The following is a 10,493-nucleotide window of genomic DNA, read 5'->3' on the forward strand; positions in this document are numbered from 1 at the left end:
CTATTATTTTGAGTAAATACAATCATAGAATTATTAACTTTATTTTTACAAATAATTTTGCCTGACTCTACCTTACTTCCTGGTTCTAGCGATATCCAAGCTTCTTGACAAAATAAATATTCTTCTATAACATTAACATTCAACTGTTCTGGATGGAAGATCAGAATGTCAGCATCAATCCAAACAGTTCGCTCATATCCTTTTAAAAGAAACTCTTTCGCTAATTCTAGCCTTGCTAAATCGGCAATTGGCTGTATTTTTCCATTCACCTTTTCCTTGTACCAATTTGGAACATAATCAAATAGTTTATCATCGATCATTTGGTAATCGAAGCCCTTCAGCGTTGCCCAATCTTTGACTGTCTGCATACAGGTACTAATCCAAGTGGGTACATTGTAAGTACGATAAGATTGATAGACTATAGTTTTCATTTTTAAGTAAACAAATGAATTATTTAGAGGATTATTCAACTTCCGGAAATATGGTATTAAGCGATTTGCTACTTTAGCTATAGGAACGTACAAATTTGATTGTACCTCATAATCTTTTATTAATACCCTAGTAAAAATCTTCAGCAATTCGTAGTTCATTGTATGTAGCAACAAATTCTTCGTCTTTAATTTCGCTATATTTATCCATGCTGAGATTAATAAATTCTTCAAGGCTGAAACCATATTTATATAAAGCGTTACACTGAAACACTTTTGGAGTTCTATATTGTAAACCAAAATGCTGATGAGGATATCCTTCTTTTGTACCTTTTTCAATTCGTCGAACTCACGTTGAATTAATAAGAGAATTTATTCTAGTACACCTTAAACATCTGTATGCATGAGATGCACATAATGGATTTTCTTCTGTAACAGCATTAGTGTTCACAAACTCTTCTAAAACTGTTACCCATGAATCAGAGATGGAACGGTCTTTAGCAAATGCCAGGATGGGAGCATATTCAATCAAGAGATTTCTTTTCAAAACTCTGGCGATTTCCTGGTCAGTAACATCATTTTCAAAGCATGGGGGCAAACCAAGTTTTAATACTCGAAAAGTTAGAATAGCTTGAACGCATTTTTCGCAGTATCCACAGTTACGATCTTTCTGTTCGCCTTCCCAACACACTCTGAGATTTTGTAAGGTCTCTGTCCACTCGACAATCTGCATGAGTTTAGCTGGACGCGAAAAGGCTCCACCATCATGGATAATTGGAAAAGTGCTGCTGGACAGTAGTGGATCTGTTAAGGGATTGGAACCCCATCCCCAGGATAGATCGACTGCATGGTAAGGGTCAGAGCTAGGTATTAGACCTATTGAATAACCACCCTGCAATAGCATCAGGCACGAAGCTACGGCTATTCCATGCGTATCCTCCCAATTCTGCTTGAAATCACGGAAGTTGGTTGCCATAGGAATAAGTTCTAAACCCAGACTAGCAAGAGTCAACTTAGATTTCTGCACCGCTCTGTCAAAGGATTCTTGCTCAAAGAGGGGAATGTCAAACCCATGAACCATTAACCCTGCTTCTAGAGGACGCTGACTTCTACCACACTTTCCTCGGCTGTGACGAAACGCGGTAAAGCAGCTATCTAACCCACCTGAAAAAGCAGAAATTGCTCGTTTTGGCCTATTGACTACGGAGTGTTCTCGCTCAATATCTACGGTAATTTCAACTTGCTGGTAATGCTTTGGCCTCCAGCATGACCACACTGCTTGAAACTCTTCCAGATTTTGTAGCAAAGAGGGAGAAACCTCACCATGAACCAATACATCAGTACCTTGGCTCATAGCCAGAAAAATCATGGCAACAACAAATGAGTCGCAACTTTGGGTTAGCAGAGAGCTATGCTCTGCTTGTACCCGATACCACAGGCTATTTCGCTCTTGGTTGGGAATTTCAATTGTTGCGCTAACAGTGATTGAGTCATTGATTTTGACTGTTTGTTCTTGCCAAATATGAATCTGAGGCATCACTAAACTTTCTTTTGTTAAATGTGGGATAGAAGAGGCATTGAGAAGATATTTTTTAAGAAAGATGAAGTCAGTATATTATAAAGCTTCATCCAAAAGCTCTCTAACATTAGCCTCAAGTTCCGAAGCATCTTTAACAAATCGGCAAAACGGAATTTGGGAAGTCCATGTTTCATAAAACATTTTATTTTTATGGTAAGAATTAGGTAAAAATATATGAGGAATTCCTAAAAGAGTACAGAGAATATGACCGTGCAATCGGTTTGTAATAACTAGACGATACTGCTGGAATTGCTGAATTCCACTGTACATAAAAGCCCATGCTTTTTGATGTACAGAGGGATTATATAGTTGATTAAACTTAGCTACATAAGGATGATGATAGTACCATTTATGCCAGGATACCGACTCTTGATTAGTTTCTGAGTTTCTTTGCCCGACTTTTTGAGAAAGTTGTTGAAGTTCGACAGCAACAGGCAAATCATCAAATTTTTCTAACAACTTGAATGAAAGCCAGTCTTCTACGATTAAATTAGGAAGATTAATAGAAGCAGACACAAAACTCGGCTCTAGTTCCTTGTCTTGTCTACAATGATACAGTATGGGTAATTCTGAGTTTGATTGGAACGATAAACCCGGCATTTCAACCATCTGAAAAACCATGTCTGGTGAGAGAATTATATGGCAGTTATAAAAATGTTTAAGTGCTATTTCATAGCTATATTGATCGCGAGCAAACAAAGTCAAATTTGGGTGAGAGTTGAAAATTAGTGCGGCTTTGGTTAAATTAAATGGATTAGCAAAATAAATGCTTTGTGGCAGAATAATAATTGGACGATCTCGATATTTAGAAATAATATGCTCGCGAAATGCTTGATATTCCGGCCAAATATCGCCTAGATTTCCTCCACCATTAAGAAATATAGGAGCTTTGCCAATTTGTTTCTCCATTGCTGAACCAGAAAAATTTTTGATGGCAGCAGTGTAGTTAATTTTTGTTTTTGCAACATCCGATAGGTAAAATATGGAACCCAACCAGATAAGATGATCGCCAACATTGCGATGTTCGGGATAATCCAGTAGCGCACATTGTTCAAAAGTTCCTGCTTGTTCTAAGGCTCTATGCAGAATTTCTTTAATTTTTTCTGGGTTACAAATAGTCATTATTCAAATTTCATATCCTAACTCGCGCAGCATACTACCAGCAATTGCTTCAAACTTGGCTCTATCGCAATCGCTCATTTCATTTTGCCAGCAGTTGATTCGAGTGCGATCAGGTATTAACTGTGTAAGTAGGTTTTCACTGTAAGGTAAATTGATAAATTGGCATATTTTCATCAAGACGCTCTTGGTGTCCGTAATCAGGTCTTCATAATGAACCTCTAAATAATGGGGGCAGAATTGTGCTTGTTGACGCACTTCTCGAATCCGCCACAACCAATCACTAGCTTGAGCCTCAATATCATTCCCTGGTTCGACTCCGAACTTGATTTTAGCCAAGGCAACATCTCGTCCATCTTTAATAATATGGATAAAATGTGCTTCAGGGAGGGCAGTTTGAATATCAGATATATGTGTAAGATACTGTAAGGTTTTATCTCCCCATCGGGGTTTATTAAACTGCTGTACATACATCTTATAAAAGCATCTTAAACCATCTGAAAGATTAAACGGATTGATTGTTCTGAGTTGATTCTCAAAGTCTTCTTTTGATAAATTCAAGTCACCCCAATTTGGAGTATTAACAACTGTATTATATAGTTCATGACGCAGAACATCGTCCTCACTTTTAAGTTGAAGCACTGATGACATGAAATGAGTTTCAGCCGGAATAGATAACTCTGGATGAGCGTCAAGCATCAGACGTAGCAGAGTTGTACCTGAATGACCAACGCTGACAATGATTGGCATTGGAGGATAGGTAGTTTCATTGAACAGCTTCTGTTTCCAGTTTTTTCCTTGGCTCTGCTGAACCTGCTCATCTTCACATGCAGTTATTTGGTTGGTCAAAAATGGTTTCTCACCCTTAAATTCTTGATGTAACCAAGGTTCTGATTTATCCCAGCTGTTATCAGCACTGACAAGCTTCAGTCGCTCTCGATTGGGAAAGCTTAAATACTCTGGTGTAAATGAGGAGCTTACTTGATGCCAGCCACGTTCAGCAGTCTCCTTCATGGAGTGTACGCGCCCAAGATATTTTTGCAAAGCATGAGTTCGGCTCAGGACTACATAATGCCGTAAAATGAACGATACAGGAAAAATCCGCTGTCCTTCAAATACCACACGATGTCCACCTGCATCACTAAGATTAATCGGAATATTCAGATTCTTCCATGCATTTAATCGATATAATGTATCTGGTTGATAAAAGTAATAGTAACGCATTTCTTCGACATAGTTTTTTCCCTCAAATGATTCATCATTACTAGTTGGCATAAATACAAATTCGTCAAAATTGATTGCGTTATAACCTTGACGATCTGCATCTTCAATTCCTTCAAGCAAGGTACGATAAGGCTTTGGTGCTTGGCGTATTTCATCAGCATCGTGATGAATAAACCAGTCAGCATCTATTTCCTTTGCTAATTTTTCTTCATTTGATACAATTGTAGATAATTCAAAATACCCTTGATAAGGTAAGTGTTCAATTCTAAATACACCTTTATTTAAAAAACTTTTGGCTATTTCTAAAGTTCTATCATGAGAAGCATTATCAATTAAACAGGTTTCAATCCCCTGAGAATAAAGATGTTCTAGACACCTTGCCAAAAAACGCTCCTCATTTCTGACCGTTAATAATGCAACTACCCTCATTTATCTACCCTTTAAATAATAGATACTGCTTAATATGAATTCCAAGGATTGCAAACGTTACTGATACCAGCCAGCAATAGAAATTCTTTCAGTTGATGCTGCGTGACTGACCTCAGAAACAAAATGCGGCTTCATGGGATTGTTATTTACACTAAATATTGTCAGATGGTTAAACTTAGGTAGTAGCACTCGCTCAACCGAAGTCCAATCTTTCTCATTAAGGAGATGAAGATTCCCTCCCCACTCTGGTTTCCATCCTTTTGTTAAGCTATACACAAAAGCGAGTTTTCCATTATTTGAATCTGTGTGAGGAGCGAGAAAACCTCCTTGAGTGTATCTAGTTATCATTATTTCCCAAGGTTGGATAACTTTTTCTCCTGTACTTTCGTAAAAGAATTCAAGGACTTCACTAGAGGCTAGATATTGCCGAAGTTGGCATTCAACACAATTACACGTTTCTTGATGATTATCTAACGTTATGTCAAAGATATAGGCAAATAAATTCGATTTAAATACATCTCTAGCTGTTTTCTTGCCCTGCTCTATATTATCTTGCAAAGTGGGTAGATACCTGTTTTTATAAACATTGTAAACATTCTTATCTGTATTTGGGTTTGGACTAGGGTAGGTAGCACAACACCACATATCACTCGATATTTGGTTATAAAAAAAGTTATACAGATGTTCTGCATAAAAATCTGAGAAAAAATTATCTATTTGTATAGCTGAGTACTCTTTGTATTTTTTTCTGATTGCTTTCCTGTCTAGATTAGAATTTAACAAATTTACTTTTGGCATTAGTTGTGGCATGAACAGCTATCCTTTAGGAACTAATCGGTAAATACACCTCTGCTTTTTGTGTTAATACTTATAGTCTTTTTAAAATGCTTTTTTAAATCAAATATTATACTTTACTTGAGCAGACTAAAAACTGCAATCTGCGAGTTTAGCTTTGATTAACTCAGCTAGCATCTGGGTTCGGATAATTGAGAAATGATTGCTAGCAATATTGTGCATATCTATACTACCCTTTGCAAATTCTCCCCAACCTTGGGTCGGGTCTTGGTTTTCTTGCTTGGGGGTCTCACTGGCACAAAATAAAGTAATCTGACCTGGATAAGGCTGGGGAATATAAGAATGCAGACTTAGGTAGTTAGCTTTGAATACCTGAAATAGCAAACTGGCTCGCTTTTGCTCCATTTCTGTTGGCAAAAGTTCATCTTTTTTAGCTTGCTCCAGAACGTAGTTTAGTTGCTCCTGTGGTTCTATAAGGCACAATTTTTCGACTGATACTGACACAGCTAGGTTAGATCCACTCAGATTTTTCACCCAATCAACTAATAGCATTGCCTGCTCCATCTCTTGAGAATTTTTGAATTGAGGGATAGGTGCATAGCTGTCAATTAGAGCTAGCAGAGAAATTTTTTGTCCAGAAGCAAGTAATTGAACAGCCATTTCAAAAGCGATCGCACCACCCATAGACCACCCAGCGAGTTGGTAGGGGCCTTGAGGCTGGATAATTTGCAAGGCTCTAATATAAGTAGCAGCCATATCCTCAATTTGGGTTAGGGGTTCGCACTCTCCTTCTATTCCCAGCGATCGCAAAGCCCAAAATGGTTGAGTATCACCAAGACGAGCGGCTAAATCGGCATAGCAGAGAATATCACCGCCGATGGGATGAACGCAGAACAAAGGTGTTTTGTTTCCTTTTGGCTGAACCGGGACTAAAATTGAAGGGCTTGGGGTATCTTTGTCAGTCCCAAGATGATTCGCCAAATCTTCAATAGTGGGAAATTGAAAAAGTGTGGCGATCGGTAAAGTTTTCCCAAACTCCTGTCCAATTTTGACCATCAAGCGAACCGCCATCAGAGAATGACCCCCCATCTCGAAGAAGTTATCTTTGATTCCCACTGGCTGTACATTCAAAATTTCTGACCAAATTTGTGCCAGTTGTTTTTCGCTTTGGGTGCGGGGGGGTACAAAGCTTTTATCATCGAAGCTAGATTTATCTGGTGCAGGGAGGGCGCGACGGTCTACTTTGCCATTTGGTGTGAGCGGCAAAGTATCCAGTATCACAAAAGCGTTTGGCACCATGTATTCGGGCAGTTGCTGTTTTAATAAACGGCGCAGTTCATTAATTGTGGGTGCTTCCTCCTGATTCAAGACGAGATAGGCGACTAAGCGTTTATCGCCAGGTAGGTCTTCTCGGACGATGACTACAGTTTGGTGTACAGTTGAGTATTGGCTGAGGATAGCTTCAATTTCTCCTAGTTCAATACGAAAGCCACGAATCTTTACCTGGTGGTCAAGGCGTTTGAGGTATTCTATATTGCCGTCACGCAGGTAACGAGCTAAGTCACCAGTTTTGTAAAGCTTGGTAACAGGTGACAGGGTAGTTTTCCCCTGTCCCTCTGCCCCTTTGCTGTTACAAAAAGGATTAGAAATGAACTTTTCAGGTGTGAGTTCCGGTCTGTTGAGATAGCCTCGTCCGACAGCAACCCCACCGATGTAAAGTTCACCGGGAACGCCTACAGGTACAGGTTGCAAATCGGAATCTAACAGATAGATTTGCGTATTGTTGATAGGGCGACCGATGGGAACGGTTGACATATTGCTATCTCGCTGGCATTTCCAGGCAGTTACGTCAACGGCAGCTTCAGTTGGCCCATAGAGGTTGTGCAGTTCGGCATGAAGTACGGTAAAGCAACGTGCTTGCAAGCTAACGGGTAGCGCTTCGCCACTACAGATAATGCGCTTGATGCAGTTGCAAGCTGTGACTTTTGGCTCTTCCAAAAAGACTTGCAGCATGGAAGGAACAAAGTGCAGTGTTGTAATTTGCTGCTGGATTATTACTTTCACCAAGTAACTGCTATCTTGATGTCCGCCTGGTTGAGCGATGACTAAACGAGTACCTACAATCAAAGGCCAAAAGAATTCCCAAACCGATACGTCGAAACTGAAGGGCGTTTTTTGCAAAACGCGATCGCTAGCCGTTAGTTGATAAGCTTCCTGCATCCACAACAAGCGATTGCAAATCCCTCGGTGAGTATTCATCGCCCCTTTTGGCTTTCCGGTTGAGCCAGACGTGTAAATGACATATGCTAAGTTTTCGGCGTTGACTTCGCTATGGAGATTTTCTTGACTACATTGGGCAATTGTTGCCCAGTCGGTATCTAAGCAGATAACTCGTGCTTGGTGAGGTGGAACAGAGGAAATTAACTGCGAATGAGTTAGCAGGATGGGAACCTGAGCATCTTCGAGCATGAAGGCTAGGCGGTCTTGGGGATAAGTAGGGTCGAGCGGCAAGTAAGCCCCACCTGCTTTGAGGATGCCCAATAGCCCGATCACCATTTCTAAAGAACGCTCTACACAAATCCCCACCAATACCTCTGGTTTCACCCCTAGTTTTTGCAGGGAATGCGCTAACTGATTTGCTTTGGTGTTCAACTGTTGGTAAGTCAGTTGCTCATCTTCAAACACCACCGCTATGACATGGGGTGTTTTTTGCACTTGCTCCTCAAAGAGTTGAGGAATTGTTTTATTAATTGGATACTTAGTAACGGTATCATTCCACTCTACTAATAACTGATGTCGTTGAGAATTTGTCAATAAAGGCAGTTGACCAATAGGTTGCTGAGAATTTGTGGCGATCGCTTCTAACAACACCTGAAAATTTTCTGCCATTCTTGCAATTGTCTGTTCATCGAACAAATCATTACTATATTCCCAACTTCCTGTCAATCCTTCTTCTTTTTCTTCCATTGACAGAGTGATATCAAACTTGCTGGTTACAGCTTCTAGGGCTAAGGGAGTTAGGCTTAAACCAGGCAGTTCTAGTTTGCCCATCGCTGTATTCTGCAAGACAAACATTACTTGGAACAGTGGATTGTGGCTGAGATTGCGCTCTGGCTGTAAGCCTTCCACAACTTTTTCAAAAGGAGCATCTTGATGTTCATAAGCGGACAAAGCTACTTGTTGTACCTGAGTTAGTAATTCAGCAAAACTAGGATTATCTTGGATGCGAATGCGTAACACCAAGGTATTAACAAAAGAGCCAATTAGAGGTTCGATTTCAGAGCGATTGCGATTAGCAATGGGAGAGCCTATATTAATATCCTCTTGACCGCTATAACGGTAAAGTAAGGTAGCAAAGGCTGCCAACAAAGTCATAAATAGGGTAGTGCCTGTGCTTTTGCTCAGAGTTTGTAGTTGCTTGTTTAGCTCTCTATTGAGCGTGAAGCTCAGGCTTTTTCCCCGAAAGGTTTGTACGCTCAGTCGAGGGCGATCGCTTGGTAGTTCTAATATGGGTGGTGCATTAGATAATTGTTGCTTCCAGTAATGAAGTTGAGTTTCCAAACTTTCCTCACGCCACCACTGTCTTTGCCAAACTGCAAAGTCGGCGTACTGGATGGGTAAGTTGGGTAAGGGAGAAGAACTCTTGGATAAGAAGGCTTGATAGAGAGTAAATAATTCTTGAATGAAGATACTGATAGACCAACCATCGGAGACAATATGGTGCATACTAACAAGTAGTACAAACGCTTCCGAGGCTACTTGCAACAGCGTTACTCGCAGACTGTGACTTTGAGAAAGATTGAAGGGGGTTTCTAGCTCCTCCTTCACCTTTTGTTGCACTTGATTGTAACGTTGGTCTTGGGGAAACTCCTGCAAGTCCACCACTGGTAGGGTTAAATTGGTATCGGAATCAATCACTTGTACCGACGTTCCATTAATGGTTGTAAAGCGGGTACGCAGAATTTCGTGACGTTGAATGATTGTTACTAAGGCTTGTTCTAGGACAGCAATATTTAGGTTTCCCTGAATTTGAAGCGCTATAGGAATATTATATTTGTAACTTTTTCCCTCTAGTTGGTCAAGAAACCACAATCTTTCTTGAGTAAAAGATAAAGGAAACTGGTTTGATGTTCTCTGAGTAGGAGTTATGGTAAGTTTTAAGTTTTCTATCCCTTTGGGACTCTTAACTATCAGATCTGCTTCGTTTTGCTCAAACTCTGAGAGTGTCTGACTTAGTTGAGCAACTGTAGGCAATTCAAACAAGCGGCGCAGGGGTAACTCCACATTGAAAAATTCTCGCAATCGAGACATGACTTGAGTTGCCAAAAGAGAATGTCCGCCGATTTCAAAGAAGTTGTCGTGGATGCTGATTTGTTGCAGCCCCAAAACAGAGGTGAAGATATGAGCGATCACTTCTTCTGTCGGCGTGCATGGTAGTACAAAGTTGTCTCGACTTAATTCCTCATCCGGCGCTGGTAGTGCTTTGCGATCTACCTTCCCACTAGGAGTTAGAGGTATAGCTGACAGCATCACAAATGCTGACGGAATCATATACTCTGGCAGTTTCTGTTTGAGGAAATCACGCAACTGACCGCTAGTGAGAGATTCCTGATGAGAAACCAGATAGGCGACTAGACATTTATTTGCTGGTTTATCTTCCCTAGCAACAACGATGGCTTGTCGTACTTGGGGGTGAGTACTGAGAACAGTTTCAATTTCTCCGAGTTCAATGCGAAAACCACGAATCTTGACTTGGCGATCGCGGCGACCTAAAAATTGGATGTTGCCACTAGGAAGATAATGAGCTAAATCTCCAGTTTTATAAAGACGAGAGTACTCCGTACACGCTTGGCGATCGTAATTAGAGAATTGGTCTTCTCTATCCCCCCTGCTCCCCTGCTCCCTCATCTCCCTCATCT

At 40.4% G+C, this 10,493-nt stretch carries 6 protein-coding genes; all 6 read right to left on the bottom strand.

Features of this window, described 5'->3' with window-relative positions:
* Positions 1-558: 558 nt before the first annotated feature.
* The 6 genes from ACFFAP_RS30480 to ACFFAP_RS30505 all read right to left on the bottom strand — a co-directional run bounded on the left by ACFFAP_RS30480 (position 559) and on the right by ACFFAP_RS30505 (position 10,482).
* Complete coding sequence (locus ACFFAP_RS30480) at positions 559-702, bottom strand: hypothetical protein (protein ID WP_375514719.1); 144 nt, start codon at positions 700-702, stop codon at positions 559-561.
* Positions 703-777: 75 nt separating this feature from the next.
* Positions 778-1,965, bottom strand: coding sequence for a hypothetical protein (locus tag ACFFAP_RS30485; RefSeq protein WP_375514720.1), 1,188 nt, complete (start codon positions 1,963-1,965; stop codon positions 778-780).
* 78 nt (positions 1,966-2,043) lie between these two features.
* On the bottom strand, positions 2,044-3,129 hold the full coding sequence (locus tag ACFFAP_RS30490; protein WP_375514721.1) for a polysaccharide pyruvyl transferase family protein: 1,086 nt from the start codon (positions 3,127-3,129) through the stop codon (positions 2,044-2,046).
* 3 nt (positions 3,130-3,132) lie between these two features.
* Positions 3,133-4,779 (bottom strand): sulfotransferase, encoded by a 1,647-nt coding sequence (locus ACFFAP_RS30495; protein ID WP_375514722.1) that lies wholly within the window; start codon positions 4,777-4,779, stop codon positions 3,133-3,135.
* A 57-nt stretch (positions 4,780-4,836) separates the two neighbouring features.
* Positions 4,837-5,589, bottom strand: a complete 753-nt coding sequence (locus tag ACFFAP_RS30500; RefSeq protein ID WP_375514723.1) for a 2OG-Fe(II) oxygenase — start codon at positions 5,587-5,589, stop codon at positions 4,837-4,839.
* A 114-nt stretch (positions 5,590-5,703) separates the two neighbouring features.
* On the bottom strand, positions 5,704-10,482 hold the full coding sequence (locus tag ACFFAP_RS30505; RefSeq protein WP_375514724.1) for an amino acid adenylation domain-containing protein: 4,779 nt from the start codon (positions 10,480-10,482) through the stop codon (positions 5,704-5,706).
* Positions 10,483-10,493: the final 11 nt, after the last annotated feature.

This window comes from uncultured Nostoc sp. (assembly GCF_964245575.1).
Classification (GTDB): Bacteria; Cyanobacteriota; Cyanobacteriia; order Cyanobacteriales; family Nostocaceae; genus Nostoc.

Excerpts from the sequence above, each read along its gene's own strand:
- ACFFAP_RS30495 (WP_375514722.1), bottom strand. The coding sequence starts at position 4,779 with ATGAGGGTAGTTGCATTATTAACGGTCAGAAATGAGGAGCGTTTTTTG.
- ACFFAP_RS30490 (WP_375514721.1), bottom strand. The coding sequence starts at position 3,129 with ATGACTATTTGTAACCCAGAAAAAATTAAAGAAATTCTGCATAGAGCC.
- ACFFAP_RS30485 (WP_375514720.1), bottom strand. The coding sequence starts at position 1,965 with ATGCCTCAGATTCATATTTGGCAAGAACAAACAGTCAAAATCAATGAC.
- ACFFAP_RS30500 (WP_375514723.1), bottom strand. The coding sequence starts at position 5,589 with ATGCCACAACTAATGCCAAAAGTAAATTTGTTAAATTCTAATCTAGAC.
- ACFFAP_RS30505 (WP_375514724.1), bottom strand. The coding sequence starts at position 10,482 with ATGAGGGAGCAGGGGAGCAGGGGGGATAGAGAAGACCAATTCTCTAAT.